Here is a 16,200-nt window from a genome sequence, read left to right on the forward strand (position 1 = left end):
CGCCACTCCAGTCAGTTGAGGAATCCCCGGGCGTCCACTGCCCACCGTTCCAGAGTGGTACCTGTGCTGTCAGTGACGATGTACTCCTCGAAATTGACCACCACCGGGCAGACATGGTTGGGCACCACGGGGAGGACGGTCCCCACGCTGGGGCGGAACCCGGCCGGAAGGGGGAGGAAGCCGTGGTATTCGTTGAGCTTGGAGAGGACGGCCGAGGTACCGGCGATTCCGCCATAGCCAATCTCCGGGTTGCCTTCACGTCCCAGGGCTTTGGTTCCGATGTCGAGGAGAACCTGATCCGGGACCCGGTCGCTGACCACTGTGCCGGCGAGGAACAATGCGATCTGGTCCTCTGTGCAGGCGCCGAGCCGGGTGTTGTTGAGGTCGTTGAAGACGTACTCGCCGGGCCTGATCTCGGTGATGACGCTGTTGGTGGCAAATTCCACGGTCGGTGTGGAGCCCGCGCTGACCACTTCAGCGGTGACGCCCACTGCACTGAGGCTACGTACGGCTGTGACGAGCGCAGCATCCTGGTCAGCTGCGGCACGCTTGCGTGCGTCGGGACCGGCGCTGCCATGGCCGGGATAGGTGAAGACCCCCGCCGGGATGAGGCCGCGCTTGCGGGCGGCTTGGGCGAGGTGGCCGGCGGCTTCGGGAGCAACCCCGGAACGGCGTGCACCACAGTCGACCTCGATGACAACCTGCAGCAGCTCCGTTTCTGATCCCATCGCATCGGCCAAGGCATTTATCGCTGCGACATTATCCACACCAACCCGCAAGTGGGTTGTCTCGGCCAGCTTTCGGATCCGTGGACCTTTGGATCCGGCGGTCCAAATCGGGTAGGCGATGAAGATGTCGCCGAACCCGGCGGCGGCGAAGACCTCGGCCTCTCCCACATTGCCCGCGGTGATTCCCACCGCACCTGCCTTGACTTGACGACGTCCGATTTCCACACATTTGTGGGTCTTCACGTGCGGCCTGACGTCCAGGTGCTGCGCCTCGGCAAAGGCCTGCATGCGGTTGATGTTTTCTTGCATGACGTCGGCCAGCACCACAGGTGAGGGGCTATCAATCCGGCCCGTGAGTGCCTCGAGTGCTCGTTGAATGCGGTTCACACTGTGCTCCTTGTTATTCATGTCTTAGGCCTCAGTGCAGACCATTTGGATCTCGACAGGGCTGTTGCGGGGTAGCCCGGCGACACCTATGGCAGTGCGTGCGTGGCGTCCGTTCTCGCCCAGCACACCGATGAGTAGGTCACTGGCTGCGTTGGCAACTTGTGACTGCAAGCCGAAGTCCGGGGTGCTGGCTACGAAGACGAGCATCTGCACTATGCGGACCCGGTCCAGATCCCCGAGTGCCTGGACAGCGGCAGCGAGTGCGTTGAGTACGGCATGGCGGGCAAGTTCCTGTGCCGTTTCAAGCTCGACGTCGTGGCCCAGGATGCCGGTTCCCAAGAGTTCACCGTCTTTGTACGGCAGCTGGCCGGAGATGTAGATGCTCGAATCCACGGACCGGTGGTGCAGGTAGTAAGGATTGTCCGCGAGGCTGGGCAGCTCCAGGCCGAGGGCACGGAGACGGTCCGTTGGCGAGTCGGACGCGCCGTTGGCGACCAGGCCGATTCGGGAACCAGCGGGGGCGGCGGTGGGGGTGGGGGTGCTCATATCAGTGCTTTCGCTAGCTTCGGGACGAGGTTTGTCCGGACGCGACGGACTGCGTGGTGTGAACGCTCATGAAGCGACCCGGACGGATGAAATCCAGGCCCTCAAACGTTTGGATACCGAGTGCTTCGCGCGCAGCGATCTCGCCGTAGCCGGTGGCCATTTTGAAGCCTCCACCGGAGAACCCTGTGGCGCAGTAGACCCTGCTGCCCGGATCCAACCTGCCGAGCAGTGGGTTGCGGTCGGTGGTGAAGAGGTCCGGGAAGGCGTCAGAGCGGACGATGTTCGGGTACAAACCCGGGAAGAACTCGCTCACAGTTTCGGTCGTCTCGGCGATTTCTGCCGCGGTGAGTTCCCTGGGTACTGCATCGGGGTTGCCGGTGGGCGTTGGGCGGAAATTCAGGGTTGCCTTGACCGTGACTCCGTCCACTGCGGGTGCGCCGTACATGGAGCGGTCACCGGAGAGTCGGACGAAAACGGGGAATCGTTCCGGGGAGAAGAGGGCGGGATTCTTCGCGACGAACCAGGTCAGGAAGACCCTGTTCGGTTGGGTATGCGCCCGCAGCGACTCCGGCATGAGCATCTGCGACCAACCTCCGGAAGCGACGATCACGTTATCGAATGTCCAGGATTTATCCCCGGACGTCACCACCACGCCGTGATCGGTTTCGCGGATTCCGTCCACGGGGGTGTTGGTGAGCACAGTGGCACCATTGGCCTCGGCTGCGGAGATCGCGGCCGTAACAGCCCTGTCCGTTCGCAGGGCTCCACCGTTGGGGTCGAACACGCCGATGTCATCCGGACGCAGGTTGTGCTGCGGGTACCGTTCTGCCAATTCCGGGCGGGAAAGGATTTCGTGGGCGACGCCGGCTGTCCGGGCCGACTCGAGCAACTGCGGCATGTACGCGCCGTTTGCCGTGCCCATGTAGAGACCGCCGCAGCGCAGGAGGATGTCCTGTCCGGTTTCCTTCTCAAGCTCGGCCCAGAGACGCTGCGAGCTTTGCAGGATGGGATTGAAACCCGGGTTGAGGTTGATCATCCGGAAGAGCCGGGTGTCTCCGCCTACGGCGCTGCGCCCGTGGGCGGGAAGCTTGGCTTCGAAGCCGACCACGGAGCCGGACAGGCGGGAGGCCTGCCACAGAGACATACTGCCCATGGTGCCGAGGCCGATGACGGCAAGTTTTCCATCTGTCATTTCAGAGCACTTTCTCGAAGAAGGACTTTGTCCGTGTTTCTTGTGGGTTGGTCAGGACTTCGCGGACCGAGAGCGCGTCGCCCACTCTTTCAAAATCAGTGATGCAACGTGGGGGTTACATCACGTCATTGGTTCGCTGTCGAGCCGGCAGTGAAAGGAACCTATCGGGGTTGAGGACCGGGATGGTGTTCGTACTGCCGCCATGGAGGGCGTAGTCCGCGGCAATTTCACCGAACGTTGGGGCGAGTTTGAACCCATGCCCGGACAGGCCGGTGACCACCGTGATTCCTTCCCCGCCTCCTAGCTGACCAACGACTCCATGCCCATCCCGGGTGTAGCCCTCCATGTAGGCCGAGACCCGGACGGGATCCGGATACAGTGCCGGAAAGGAATCCGCAACGAGTTCCCGGAAGGGCTTTACCTCCTCGATGGGGACTGTCCGATCGAGGGCGTCGGGGTCGCCCACCGGAAGGTTGACGGTGCCGGAAAGGCCAAGTTTCAGGCCGTTCCCACTCATCGCAGGCAACCCGTAAAACTCCTCAGGGGTGGTGCGGATAAAGCAAGGGAAACCAGCTGGATCGAATGCCCCGCGTTCCTTCGCGACGAACCACGCGGACACCGCCTTCCTAACCTCCACCAATGGCGCGAGTTCGGGAAGAAGCTTCGCAGCCCACGGGCCAGTGGTCACTACAACGTGGTCGAAGCGCTCGCTTCGGCCGTCGGCGCTGACCCAGATTCCGCCATCCTTGACCTCGATCCCGTCCACTGGTGTGTAGGCCCGTAATTGGGCGCCCAGCGATTCCGCCCTATAGGAAGCTGTCAGCACGGCCAGTTCCGGGCGCAGATAACCCGCTTCACGGTCCAGGACTACGGCGTCGCCCTCGTGGAACGGATGGTGCGGCCAGCGGGTGAGCGCCTCGTCGAGCGGAATGATGGAGGCATCGACGTCGAACTTAACGATGGAGTCGCTGACGTTGGCCATCTGCGATGAGGCCTCCCCAAGCATAAGATTGCCGGCCAGAGTGAGCAGGTCAGTGCCTGTCTCACGCTCGAGCTGACGCCACAGCGCCTTGGCAGTACGGAGCAGTGGAACGTATTCAGGGTCTTCGAAGTATGCGGTTCGGAAGATACGGGACTCACCGGCATGGGCGCTTCGGTCGTGGGCTATTCCGAACTGCTCGTAACCCACCACTTCCGCGCCTCGTGAGGCCAAGCGCCAGGCGGCCATGCTGCCGGCGGTTCCGAGGCCGATGACGGCTACTCGCTTCCTGGTGGTGCTCATTCTGAAACCTCCCGGGTCAGAACCATAAGGAGTCCATCTGCGGTGACCGCAGGGCTCGTAGTGATGATCATGGGTATACCGGCTTCCGTCGCCCTAACTTCGTGGATGACGTCACCGAACAGGTCGCTCACGTGGCCGAGTATCTCGCCCTCGCTGGCCCGCGTGCCGAGTTCGACGACGGGTTGCCACCAACCAGGGACGGGTGAGCGCACCCAGTTCCACCCTTGGTTGTGCTCAATTTGGCCGGTAGTTTGCTCCACATCCAAGGGGAGCATTCCCAAGGTTGCGGCCACATTCCGCAAGCCCCTTACATGGGTGGCGACAGCTTGGCGGTCGATGATGCCGCTACCGCCAGCTTCAGCGGTGATTGCCGGGACACCGGCGTCCGCGGCAGCAGAGCTTGTGGTGCCGGTGGTAACCCGCGCAGAGGCGGGCTGCATGATCACATGCCGTGTCCCGTAAGCCATAGCCATCCGTCGCGCAGTCTCACCTACTGCTGACTCGTCGTATATGACAACCGGTTCAATCACTTCGGGCACGTCTCCGGAATGAAGATCAATGAGGTAGTCGGCAGAGCGGATGAAGCGTTCGAACACATGGTGTGCCAATACGTCGGAGAACGTTCCCTGCGGCTTGCCTGGAAAGCATCTGTTGAGGTTCTTGCCGTCTGACGGAACGACGAAGGGCGTGCGGCTCGTGTAAGCAGGGAGATTCACTACCGGAACGGCTGTGATGATCCCGCTGAGGGTGGCTGGGTTGATCTCCCCAAGGAACTCGCGCAGTGCTGACATGGCCGCGTATTCACACCCGTGCACACCTGCAAGGACTGTTAGTTTGGGTCCGCTCCGGCCACCATGGATCTCGATGTAGGGCAGATCCAAGTTGTCCTCAGGGAGCCCGGGGATCGGGTAGTAGCCGCGTATGACGACTCCTTGGCCCCTTTGGCCATCTTGCATTCGTTGTCCTCCCTGACCTTGGATTGTCCGACAACTGTGTCCGACGTGATTGTTTGATACTATCGTTTGGTGATCTAGTGTCAAGGCCGTCTCAAATTGGGATGTGATGCCATTACCCGGTAGGGGTGTGAGTGCCATGGAAGACCGACCTTTCTCCGAGCCGGCAAAGGCGTCTCTCGCGAGAACGCTTGCGCCGCGTGTTGCGGAACGAGCAACGCTGGTTGATCAAGTGGCGCATCGCATCAGGCGGGAAATCATTGTCGGCACCCTCGACCCGGGCCGGCATCTGGTCGAGAAGAGGCTCGCTGAAGATCTGTCCGTGAGCCGCGGCACGGTCCGCGAGGCCTTGACGCGCCTGGCCTCAACGGGACTCGTTGAGTTCTCTCCAGGTTCGGGAAATCGGGTTCGATACTTTAGTGATGGCGATATTAACGAGATTGGGGAAGTCTTCGCAGCCCTCGAGGGACGGGCCGCCATGCATGCCGCTGTTCCCCCGTCCAAGAGTGTTGAGAAAGAGCTGAGACGGATCGCGGAACGTATGCGCGGATTGCGTTTGCCCGATGACGTCGACGATCTCATGGGGCTGGACCGCGAATTCCATGGGACTCTCTTGAACCAGCAGTCCAATGCCAAGCTGATCGAGGCCTGGCAAAGCTTGGAATCGCTCCTGGCTGTCATGATGGTGCCGATCATGCGCCGAGGCGTGGGAACTGCGGACCTCCAGGCGGACAGGCATCTGCTGCTGGTCGACGCCGCAATGACCGGAGAGCCCGAATTGCTGGTCAAAGGCCTGGAACAGCACTACTACCAGGAGTAACCCTAGAGATCCAACGCCGAGTGGGGACGCTGGTCAGATTGGGAGTCAACCAGCACAGATGCCGCGCCTTCTTGTTTGCCCGCTCAGGACTTGCCTTTGGTCGATCTGCCAATGAGCACAGGCAGATTGCCCATAGGTCACTGACACTCTTCCGCGCGAGGCTTGAAAGACAAACTTCAGCCACCACAACGGAGGACCCGTGACCACTTACAGTCTTGCTCTCATCGGCTTTGGGGGCGTCAATCGCGCTCTGGCCGAACTTATCCGGGATGAACCAGGGCGATTCGCCGCCTTGGGCTTCGATTTGAAGGTCGTCGCCATCACCGATCTGGCTTTTGGCTCCCTGGTGCAGGCGGAGGGCATCGATCTCAGTACTGTCCTCGCGATGCCTCGCGGCGCCTCGTTTGTTGAACTGCCCGGGGGAAACGCGGATCCCCTCAATGAGGAAGTCATCAAAAACAGCCCCGCCGACATCGTCGTCGAAGCCACGTTCACCAGCCCGGTCGACGGCGAACCTGCCGTTTCGCACGTACGTTGGGCCATCGAGGCCGGCAAGCACGTGGTGACAACGAACAAGGGTCCGGTCGCGCTGCATGGTACCGAACTGACGCGCCTCGCGGCAGAGAATTCCGTGCGCTTTGAGTTCGAGGGCTCAGTCATGAGCGGCACCCCTGTCCTCCGTCTGGCCAGTAGCATGTTCGGTGGCCTCCGGATCAAGGGCGTACAGGGCATCTTGAACGGAACAAGCAACTATGTACTCGGTCAGATGGAGGCGGGCCTGTCCTTCGATGAGGCAGTAGCTCAGGCACAGACGCTCGGCTACGCGGAGGCAGACCCCACCGCTGACATCGGCGGGTCTGATGTCCGATTAAAGGTTGCGATCCTCGCCAACGAACTTCTCGACGCCAACATCACACCCAACGATGTCGAGACCACGGGCATCGAGGGCATCACCCCGGGCGACGTCGCGCGTGCTGTGGCGGACGGACGGCGCTGGAAGCTCCTTGGGCAAGCTGTCCGTCAAGGCGACGGGAGCGTGACTGCCTCCGTGAAACCGCTCGCCCTCCCCGCAGGCCATTCCCTCGCAGGAATCTCTGGAGCGACGAACGCCGTTTCCTTCGACACGGATCTTTTGGGCCACGTGACCGTCTCAGGTCCTGGCGCGGGCCGCACCGAAACGGCGTACGCGTTGATTTCGGACATCATCGCCATTGACGCGTTCCACAAGGATGGCGTTCATGCTTGAGCAGGCTATGGGAACAACCCTGATAGATGCCGCAGCTGAGCTCGAGGTCCGAAACAAGTACAACGAAAGCCTCCTGGCCACGCTTCCACAGTGCACCCCGGGCGAGCTTCCGGCTGCAATCGGGCGGGCGTCGGCGGCAGCGAAGTCGGCGGCCGCTCTGTCCCGACATGAGCGAGGTCGGATTTTGGACACTGCCGCGGAAATTCTCAAGAGGGACTCTGATGAATTTGCCGGCCTCATCGTCGCGGAAGCCGGCAAAACCATCAGGCAGGCCCGTAAGGAAGTGAGCCGGGCCGTCAACACTCTCAAGCTTTCCGGGGACGAAGCCCGACGGAACGCCGGGGAAGTCATTCCCTTCGACTCATTCCCGGGCTCCGAGAACCGGCAGGGATGGTTCACACGCGAGCCGCTCGGTCTGATCGCAGCGATCACCCCGTACAACGATGCGCTTAACCTCGTCGCGCACAAACTCGGCCCCGCAATCGCAGGCGGGAATTCTGTCATTCTCAAACCCTCACAGCTCACCCCGTTGACGGCGATGCGGCTCGTCGAGGTGCTCGTAGAGGCAGGCCTGCCGGCAGATATTGTGACTGTGGTTCTCGGGAATCGCGATGTTGCGCAGGCAATCATCTCCTCCCGACAGGTGCGGATGGTCTCCTTTACCGGGGGATTCGCCACGGGACACGCGATAGCAGCCAACGCAGGCATAAAGCGGCTTTCGATGGAGCTGGGCGGCAACGCGCCCGTCATCGTCTTCGAGGATGCTGATCTGGGCAGGGCGGTGGAGTCATGTGTGTCCGGAGCCTTCTGGGCAGCCGGGCAGAACTGCATCGGTACGCAGAGAATCTTGGTCCAGCAACCGGTGTACGAAGAATTCCTGGCTTCCTTCGTTGCCGCGACGAAGGCCCTCATTGCCGGAGATCCGGCCGACGAACGCACCGACGTCGGTCCCATGATCAGCACTGACGCCGCCGAGGCAGCCAAGCGAAAGATCGACGAAGCCGTAGCCAGTGGTGCCCTCCTGCTTGCCGGCGGTTCACTTCACGGCCCGGTCCTGGCGCCGTCTGTGCTGATAGGAGTCCCTCACGAGTGTGATGCGTGGGCGGAAGAGGTCTTTGCCCCCGTTGTCCTCGTGGAGCCTTTTGATACCGCGGAGCAAGCCATCAGTCTTTCCAACGACTCGGAGTATGCTCTCCAGGCTGGTCTTTTTACCAAAGACCTCGATCGGGCCCTCCGCACGGCGAAAGCCATAGAAGCCGGGGGTGTGATGATCAATGACTCCTCCGATTACCGCTTGGATGCAATGCCTTTCGGGGGCGCGAAGTACGGAAGCATGGGCCGTGAGGGAATCAGGTTCGCCTACGAGGACATGACTCAACCTAAGGTCATCGCAATCAACTCGTGAGCGCCAGGCGTTGGTGATCGGGGCCAGGGTGCTGAGGCTGAACCACTTCCAAGGGGCCTCAGCACCCACGTGATCAACTGGAACGGCGGTCGATTACCGTCGAGAGAGAGAACGCAGTGGTCATATCCCGCACTCCAGGGAGTTCCGAGACCAGCTGCCAGATCTCCCGGATCCGGTCAGCATCCCGGGCTTCTACCCGGACCACCAGATCCAGCTCTCCACTCACGACGTCGCAGGTGACCACTTCCGGCAAGGCCCGGAGACCAGCCAAGACGTCACCTCCCCGCATTCGATCAGCCCGGTGGACCAGCAGGATAGCACTCACGGGCCGTTCTCCTTCAAGGACGGCCTCCTTGATGGTGTAGCCGCGAATATACCCTTCACGCTCAAGCCGTTCGATCCGCGCCCGAACAGCATTTCGGGACAACCGGACCTTCTCACCCAGCTGGGCATGACTGCTCCTGGCATTTGCACGAAGGGCGGCCAGGATTGTGGCGTCGATAGCATCAGGTGGGTTCTTGGTCACTGGGATTCCTCTCCAAGGAAGACTGGACCCGGGATCGGGCAAGTTCACGCAAAGCGTCGACGGCGAGCGAAACTGCGCGGTGAACGACGCGTTCGGGGCGAATCAACATGTCGACATGCCGGACTGTGCGCATGCCCGCCAGCGGTCGCAGCACTACCTGCTGCGATGGATGGATCCGGACAGTATGCCGCGGCAAAAGCGCCAGGTGGTCGCTCTCGGCCGCCATCGCGGCGGCCGTGCCAAAATCGTTGATTCGATGGATAACACGCATGGGATGCCCGGCCGCAGCAGCGATGGCATCGAGCATATCCGCCGGGGAAAAGCCTGCATGGGTGGAAATCCATGTGGTACCCACAAGGTCAGCTGGTGTCAAGGAAGCTCTCGACGCCAAGGGATGGGAGCCATGCATCGCAACGTCCATCGGTTCGCGCAAAAGGGAGAGTACGGCCAGCCGGTCCCGAGCCCATGGTGGTGTGTGGCTCATCCGGTGGGCGATGACGATGTCATAGGAAGCGGTCAGAGCCGGAAAGGACACCCGCTCGACATCTTCGTCAACGCACTCGATTGACGGGAAACCCTCTCTTTGTGCCTTGGCTGCTAGCCCGGGGAAGAAGGCGGCAGCAGCGCTATGAAAGGCGCTGACCCGCACTGTGCGGTCAATTCCACCCACGAAATCGTCAACCGCTGCTTCGGCTTTGCTCAATGCCTCCGCGACCGCTATTGCCGCGACCACCAAAGCCTCACCAGCGTCGGTTAGCTCAACGGATCTGCCTCGCTTCTGCGTGAGCGATGCCGTGAATCTCCGCTGCAACGCAGACAGGGTTTGAGAAACGGCTGAAGGACTCACTCCCAGAGCTTTGGCCGTGGCAGCTACGCTTCCCTGGTCTCCGAGCTCACGCAATACTCGAAGCTGGTAGGGATCCATAAGGCTAACCTTAATGGTCGGTGCGAACATATGCCATTATTGCGTGGCTTCTGAGTGCTTCAGATGTCTCATCACGTCCCAGGAATTTCCCAGTACCCCTCAAGTAGTCACGTCACGACGTCAGGAGTCCCGGACTGTATCGACGAGGGTACACAATCATCCGAAACTATCCTGATCCAGCGCTCCGTCCTCCCTCGGCTGTCCTCCGAGTAGTCCAGGACTGCTCGCGGACAGGCGATGACCTCTTGCGGTCCTTGGACTTCATTCCGGAAATTGTCACCGCCGAGATCTCCGTCGAGGACTGCTCACTACTCCTGAGGCTTCAAACCCCGGATCCCTCCCGCATCGGGCAGATCGCCAGCGCCCTACGAATTCAATCAGCTGTTGTGATGGTTCAAGTGACCAGGACAACAGCCATTTTTTGGAACCGTGGACCTGAACCAAGAAAAATTTGAGGACCCGGCGCATGTCCAAGTCCTTCAATGATCCTGGCTAGGGCATTCCGGCGTAGCGGCCCGTAGACGTGCCCACGACTGCAACCTTTTGCTGGCAGGTTGGGCCTCGCAACGTGCTTGAGTCAGCGGGTGGGTGCGGGGCCGGTGGACTCACGCACCACCAGGCGGCAGGGGACCATCGTTTCGACGGCGGTCCCCTTGTCTGCGTTCGTGGCTTCGATTCCGTCTGCGCCTTCGATCGCATCCAGCAGCGTGGTCATCGCGGCCCGGCCGATTTCCCGCAGGGGCAGTGCCATGGTGGTGAGGGAGGGAACCATGGTGTCGGCGATCCGTGCTTCGTCGTCGTAGCCCATGATGGATAGGTTCTGGGGAACGCTGAGACCCAGGCGTGCTGCGGCGAGGGCAACGCCGACTGCCAGGCGGTCGTTCGCGCACATGATGGCCGTGGGCCGGTCGGCCGGGGACACGCCGTCGAGCAGTTTCATGGTGCCGCGGTAGCCGGCGTCGATGTCCCAGCCGGCCATGAAGATCCGGTCCTCACGGACAGGAGCATTGGCAAGCATGTGCGCATCCCGATAACCCTGTACGCGCAACGGGGCCGCAGGCGAATCCTCGGACCCGGCGAGCAGCGCGATGTCCCGGTGTCCAAGATCCAGCAGGTGCCTCGTTGCCTCCCTGCCACCAGTAACCTCGTCCGGAATGACGTGATGCAACTGTGGCTGCGGGTGGTTGTCATAGCAGTTGGCCAGCACCGACGGGACGCGAAGCATGCCGTGCGGTACTTCGATCGGTTTCAGGCCAACGGTCACGTACATGAGCCCGTCAACCTGGCGGTCCAGGAGGGTCTCGATGGCGCTCGCGTCCCTGGCTGTATCGCGTTCCGTGTCCATAACGACGGTGACGAATCCACGGCTCCGGGCCACATCATCTGCGCCCCCGATGATGTTGCCGTCAAAGGGGCTGACCACTACTTCGTCGGACAGAATGCCGATCACCCGCGAGCGTTGGTTCCGCAGGCTCAGGGCGATGGCGTTGGGGGAGTAGTTGAGCTCCAGGGCCGCTTGCCGGATCCTGTCCTGACTCTCCTTGGCCACGTTCCCATCGCCGCGGCCATTTAGAACCAGCGAGACCGCGCTCCTGGAAACGCCCGCCCTTTTAGCGACGTCCAGTGCTGTGGCCTTGCGGTTCATGGTGATTCCTCTCCTGCCGAATAGTCAGCAGTCTACCTAACGCGTGTGAGGATTCGTTCGGGGAGTCAGCCCGGGTAACCAATTGACCCTGTCCGCCCGGGAACGGTCACGTCGAAACCGAATACCCGAATTGCGAATACATGGATTGGAACAGATTGGACATCCAAATGCCGGTAACCACCATGCTGATGACGAACACGGCGATTGTGGCCCACACAGGCCAGAGGCCGCGCTTGGGCGCAACTTTGTTGACGGTCACCGAGCGGCCGATCACGTACACCACAGGGCTAAGGAACGCCCAAGCCCAATGGAAGGGGCGCACGACGCCTGACTTGAGAAGGCGTTGCCGGTCCAGGAACGCGAAAAACACCGTAAGCCCGTAGAACAGGAAACTTGAACCCATCAGCAAGAAATAGCCGGGGGTATACATGGAGAAAGGGTCCATGGTGGTAGCGCCCTGCCGGGTGGTGATCATCCTGAATTCCGGCTGCCAAGTTAACAGGAGCAGGACGGAGACCAGCGGCAGCAACGTTATAGCCCAGATGAACGGGTTGTACACCGGCGTCTCCGGGCTGAGCTCGGGACGTGGCACCGGGACCGGTGACCGGAACTGGCCAGGGGCCTGGAACTGGGCAGGGGCCTGGAATTGGGCAGGAGCTTGGTGCGCCGTCCAGGCGCGTCCATCCCACCACCGGACCAAGCGCGGGTCCGACGGGTCCGGGTACCAGCCGGGCGGCGTAGTCGAACCGGGCATTGATTGAGTCATTCTTCCCCCACTTTGAGTCGTGGTTCCGAGAATATCGCGATTGCTGCCTCTCGCTTGTCAGGAGACTCTCCCCAGTCGCTATGTGGCGGTGTAAGGATGGGGCATGAGCTTCTTCCATGACCTCCCCGAGCAGCCCGAGCGGCCGCGCCAATCACGGGCTGTCCAGCCAGGATGGTTCGGTCCGCCGTCCGACGAGGTGCCCGGCATCGCACGCGTTGGCGGCTTTGCCTACAAGAGCCAGCGGATGGTGATCGTGCTGAAGCTGGTGGAGGTGTACTCCAGTGGTTGCCTGCTGGACCTGGTGTGGTCCGTGCGGCGAGGCAACGAATCGGACCAGGAATGGCGGGAGATCGTGGAGGAGAGCTACAACCACCCGCGGTCCAGCCTGGACACCAGGACTGGACTGGAATTGGGTGTCGCTTTTACGGACGGACGCAAGGCTGTAGCGGCCATCCATGGGCCGGCCGCTTTCGACGACCCCGACGACGTCACCGGCCCCGTGCTGACCACATTGGGCGGCGGTGGGGGGAGCAACAACGACGAGTATGTCCAGTTCACCGGCCGCTATTGGTTGTGGCCGCTGCCGGAGGAGGACACCACGTTCGTGGTGCGATGGCGGGCACTGGGGGTTCCCGAGAGCTCGCTCGCCGTGTCCGGGGATCAGTTCGGCGAGGCGTTGGGGCACGTGCAGAAGTACTGGAACGGGTAGCTTTTCCACATAGCCGGTTTGACCTGTCTTTGCGGCCTGAGGGCGCCGGTACAGTGGCAATATGCCTGCACTTCCCTCCCTCGAAGAACTCCTCGATTCCGCCCACGTGGTCTCGCTGCCCATGCGCGTTAAGTTCCGCGGCATCATGGAACGCGAGACGCTCCTCTTGAGGGGACCGCTGGGCTGGGGTGAGTTCTGTCCCTTTCCCGAATACGACGACGACGAATCCTCACGATGGCTGGCCGCAGCCTTGGAAGCGGGCTGGCTGGGTTTCCCCGCGCCGGTGCGGGACAAGATCCCGGTCAACGCGACAGTCCCCGCCGTTCCGGCAGAGCATGTCCCGGAAGTGCTGGCACGGTTCGGGCGGGTGGACGCGGTCAAGATCAAAGTTGCGGAGCGGGGGCAGCACCTGGCAGATGACATCGCCCGGGTGAGCGCAGTACGCGAGGCCCTCCCCGACGCCGCCATCAGGGTGGATGCCAACGGCGCGTGGGACATCGAGCACGCCGTGGAAGCCCTCGGCAAACTTTCCGTCGTTGAACTCGAGTATGCCGAACAGCCCGTTCCCACCATTGAGGGCCTGGCCGAGGTCCGGCAACGGCTCTTTGAGGCCGGTACGTCAGTACTTATAGCCGCGGACGAGAGCGTACGCAAAGAAGAAGATCCCCTTCGTGTTGCCCGAGCCGGTGCAGCTGACCTCATTGTGGTCAAGGTGGCGCCGCTCGGGGGAGCCGCACGGGCACTGGACCTTGTGCAGCAAGCCGGGCTGCCCGCCGTCGTGAGCTCAGCGCTGGACACCTCGGTGGGCATACGTGCCGGGCTGGCGCTCGCGGCCGCCCTTCCGTCCCTTCCCTATGCCTGCGGCCTTGGTACCGTTTCACTGTTCACTTCGGATATCACTCTGGATCCGCTGGTGGCCGACGACGGCGCCATCCAGCTACGCGAAACGGCCGCCGACCCCGAATTGCTTGAGCGGTATGCAGCATCCGGGGAGAGACGGGACTGGTGGTTGGACCGACTCCGCCGAGTGCATTCGGTACTGGCGCGAAACCAGCACGGTTTGTTCGCCGGTTCCTAACCAGAGCGACCTCTCGGATGCGGTTCGGCGGAAAGGCTCAGCAGGAACCTCGTACATCCTTTGGAAGGTCTTTCCCCATATCTGAATCCGCATCCCGCGTGCTTTGGGTGCGCTCGTCAGTTACCTTAACGGCACCTGGGTGATGGAGGGATGGCCGTTTAGTGCCGGGATGTGAGCGGGCGTTTGGGTCCTGAAGCGCCAATAGACTGGAATGGTGACTTCCCAGGACTCTTTGACATCCATCGGCACCGCCCGGATCGCCGTTACGGCGCTGCTCGACGGCGGTGTGCGGCACGTGGTGGTTGCGCCAGGTTCACGTTCCGCGCCCATGGCCTACGCGCTGGCGGAAGCGGAAGCAGCAGGCCGCGTTCGGCTGCACGTTCGCATAGATGAACGCGACGCCGGATTCACCGCTCTGGGGCTGGCACTTTCCACGCAAGCCCCGGTCGCTGTGGTGACCACCTCCGGCACAGCGGTGGGCAATCTCCTGCCGGCCGTCATGGAGGCCAATCATTCAGCTGTCCCGGTGATCGTGATTTCCGCGGACCGGCCTGAAGAACTTCACGGAACCGGGGCGAACCAGACCACCACCCAACTGGATCTTTTCGGCGACCACGTTCGGTTCGCCGTCGACGTCGCCGCCGGTGACCATCCACAGAAGGCTGTCGCCACCGCCCTATACGCGGCCACAGGCGCCTTGGAAGACACTCCGCCCGGCCCGGTCCAGGTGAATCTGGCGTTCCGAGATCCACTGGTGCCGGCGGACGGAGACGCCCTTCCGGCTACTGCGGGACACGGCGTGTTCCATTACGATGCCGGTCCCCAAGCGCTGGACCTTCCAGAGGCATCAAGGGAATTCCCCGAGCGACGCACCGTGGTCCTCGCTGGTCACGATGCCGGTCCCGTAGCCGAGGCTTTTGCCCGCGCCCATGGACTGCCGCTGCTGGCGGAACCTTCCTCGAATGCACGCTTCGGGCCGAACGCCGTAGGACCGTACCGGGTACTACTGGCCCACTTCGGTCCGGATTCACCGACGCCGATCGAACGTGTGGTCCTGTTTGGCCGCGCCACTCTTTCCCGCCCGGTGGCTGCCCTGCTGGCGCGGGATTCTGTTGAATCCGCGATCTACCAGCCCGTACCGGTTGCTTGGTATGAGGCAGGCCGGCGGCGTGAAACCCCTATGGAAACCCTGCCCGAGCTCGCCGAATTCGCCGGCCGCGGCTCCGCCGAATGGCTCGATTCCTGGCTCCTCGCCGGCGCTGCAGCCCAGCACGGACTCGATGGTGTGCTCGCGGGGGAGAGCCTCGCAAACGGCCCATCCGTTGGGGCCACCGTCTGGGAACACTCCCGCGGACAGTTGGTGCTGGGTTCCTCCAACGGCATTCGCGACGTCGATCTCGCCGGTCATCCTCACACCGAACCCATCGCCACTGTGTACGCCAACCGTGGACTCGCGGGCATCGACGGCACCATTGCTACGGCCACGGGCATCGCCATAGGTAGCGGACGCGAAACCACCGTCCTGTTGGGCGACGTCACCTTCCTTCACGACGCCGGCGGCCTGCTCCTCGGCCACGGCGAACCCGCGCCGGACCTTCGCATGGTGGTGCTCAATGACTCCGGCGGTGCCATCTTCAGCCTTCTCGAGCATGGGGTCGTCGAGGACTCAGGCGCCTACGGCACCGCCGTCGAGCGGCTTTTTGGTACCCCGCACGCAGTGGACATTGCGGCACTCGCCGCGGCGTACGGCGTCGGACACCAAGCGGTAAGCACGACGGCGGAACTCGCCGCAGCCCTCAAGTCTCCGCTGAAGGGACGCAGCATTGTGGAAGTGCGCGTGGACCGGGCGGGTCTCCGAGTGCTCCATGCACGGATTAAGGACGCTATCTCGGCTGCCGTGGGCCAAGTCCTCACGGCGGGCTAACCCCGGCCGCGGCCCCGCATCCGTATCCGGCTCGCGCCCGTTGCCGCCAATCGCCCCTGTAACCGCTG

The 16,200-nt window shown here is 62.4% G+C and carries 15 protein-coding genes; 6 read left to right on the plus strand and 9 right to left on the minus strand.

The features are described 5' to 3' along the window. Positions 1–11: 11 nt before the first annotated feature. The 5 genes from ACLRGI_RS08630 to ACLRGI_RS08650 all read right to left on the minus strand — a co-directional run bounded on the left by ACLRGI_RS08630 (position 12) and on the right by ACLRGI_RS08650 (position 5,091). A complete protein-coding gene (locus ACLRGI_RS08630; RefSeq protein ID WP_419201260.1) occupies positions 12–1,115 on the minus strand; it encodes an alanine racemase in 1,104 nt (367 codons plus the stop codon). A gap of 24 nt (positions 1,116–1,139) precedes the next feature. Further along, entirely contained in the window at positions 1,140–1,661 is a 522-nt protein-coding gene (locus ACLRGI_RS08635; protein ID WP_419201261.1) for a RidA family protein, read from the minus strand. A 13-nt stretch (positions 1,662–1,674) separates the two neighbouring features. Beyond that, positions 1,675–2,853, minus strand: a complete 1,179-nt coding sequence (locus ACLRGI_RS08640; protein ID WP_419201262.1) for an FAD-dependent oxidoreductase — start codon at positions 2,851–2,853, stop codon at positions 1,675–1,677. A gap of 115 nt (positions 2,854–2,968) precedes the next feature. After that, positions 2,969–4,135, minus strand: a complete 1,167-nt coding sequence (gene solA / locus ACLRGI_RS08645; RefSeq protein ID WP_419201263.1) for an N-methyl-L-tryptophan oxidase — start codon at positions 4,133–4,135, stop codon at positions 2,969–2,971. Beyond that, a complete protein-coding gene (locus ACLRGI_RS08650) occupies positions 4,132–5,091 on the minus strand; it encodes a succinylglutamate desuccinylase/aspartoacylase family protein (protein WP_419201264.1) in 960 nt (319 codons plus the stop codon). The genes solA and ACLRGI_RS08650 overlap by 4 nt, the downstream gene beginning before the upstream one ends. A 136-nt stretch (positions 5,092–5,227) precedes the next feature. On the opposite strand from ACLRGI_RS08650, the gene ACLRGI_RS08655 reads away from it, so the two are divergent. The 3 genes from ACLRGI_RS08655 to ACLRGI_RS08665 all read left to right on the plus strand — a co-directional run bounded on the left by ACLRGI_RS08655 (position 5,228) and on the right by ACLRGI_RS08665 (position 8,559). After that, positions 5,228–5,908 (plus strand): GntR family transcriptional regulator, encoded by a 681-nt coding sequence (locus ACLRGI_RS08655; RefSeq protein WP_419201265.1) that lies wholly within the window; start codon positions 5,228–5,230, stop codon positions 5,906–5,908. A gap of 199 nt (positions 5,909–6,107) precedes the next feature. After that, on the plus strand, positions 6,108–7,154 hold the full coding sequence (locus ACLRGI_RS08660; RefSeq protein ID WP_419201266.1) for a homoserine dehydrogenase: 1,047 nt from the start codon (positions 6,108–6,110) through the stop codon (positions 7,152–7,154). Further along, positions 7,147–8,559, plus strand: coding sequence for an aldehyde dehydrogenase family protein (locus ACLRGI_RS08665; protein ID WP_419201267.1), 1,413 nt, complete (start codon positions 7,147–7,149; stop codon positions 8,557–8,559). The genes ACLRGI_RS08660 and ACLRGI_RS08665 overlap by 8 nt, the downstream gene beginning before the upstream one ends. A 73-nt stretch (positions 8,560–8,632) precedes the next feature. On the opposite strand, the gene ACLRGI_RS08670 is transcribed toward ACLRGI_RS08665, so the two are convergent. From ACLRGI_RS08670 to ACLRGI_RS08685, 4 genes are all read right to left on the minus strand, one after another. Beyond that, positions 8,633–9,085 (minus strand): Lrp/AsnC family transcriptional regulator, encoded by a 453-nt coding sequence (locus ACLRGI_RS08670; protein WP_419201268.1) that lies wholly within the window; start codon positions 9,083–9,085, stop codon positions 8,633–8,635. Continuing rightward, complete coding sequence (locus tag ACLRGI_RS08675) at positions 9,066–10,010, minus strand: LysR family transcriptional regulator (protein ID WP_419201269.1); 945 nt, start codon at positions 10,008–10,010, stop codon at positions 9,066–9,068. The genes ACLRGI_RS08670 and ACLRGI_RS08675 overlap by 20 nt, the downstream gene beginning before the upstream one ends. Positions 10,011–10,587: 577 nt before the next feature. Next, complete coding sequence (locus tag ACLRGI_RS08680) at positions 10,588–11,655, minus strand: LacI family DNA-binding transcriptional regulator (protein ID WP_419201270.1); 1,068 nt, start codon at positions 11,653–11,655, stop codon at positions 10,588–10,590. Between the two features lie 106 nt (positions 11,656–11,761). Beyond that, the gene (locus ACLRGI_RS08685) at positions 11,762–12,421 is read right to left on the minus strand and encodes a DUF2510 domain-containing protein (protein WP_419201271.1); all 660 of its coding nucleotides are present in this window, start codon (positions 12,419–12,421) and stop codon (positions 11,762–11,764) included. A 103-nt stretch (positions 12,422–12,524) separates the two neighbouring features. Here ACLRGI_RS08685 and ACLRGI_RS08690 point away from each other — a divergent pair, with 103 nt between their 5' ends. From ACLRGI_RS08690 to menD, 3 genes are all read left to right on the plus strand, one after another. After that, a complete protein-coding gene (locus ACLRGI_RS08690) occupies positions 12,525–13,130 on the plus strand; it encodes a hypothetical protein (protein WP_419201272.1) in 606 nt (201 codons plus the stop codon). A gap of 61 nt (positions 13,131–13,191) precedes the next feature. Next, positions 13,192–14,208, plus strand: a complete 1,017-nt coding sequence (locus ACLRGI_RS08695; protein ID WP_419201273.1) for an o-succinylbenzoate synthase — start codon at positions 13,192–13,194, stop codon at positions 14,206–14,208. Positions 14,209–14,419: 211 nt separating this feature from the next. Continuing rightward, on the plus strand, positions 14,420–16,132 hold the full coding sequence (gene menD, locus ACLRGI_RS08700; protein WP_419201274.1) for a 2-succinyl-5-enolpyruvyl-6-hydroxy-3-cyclohexene-1-carboxylic-acid synthase: 1,713 nt from the start codon (positions 14,420–14,422) through the stop codon (positions 16,130–16,132). The last annotated feature ends 68 nt before the right edge of the window (positions 16,133–16,200 follow it).

The organism is Paenarthrobacter sp. PPS72 (assembly GCF_048537125.1).
Taxonomy (GTDB): domain Bacteria; phylum Actinomycetota; class Actinomycetes; order Actinomycetales; family Micrococcaceae; genus Arthrobacter; species Arthrobacter nitroguajacolicus_E.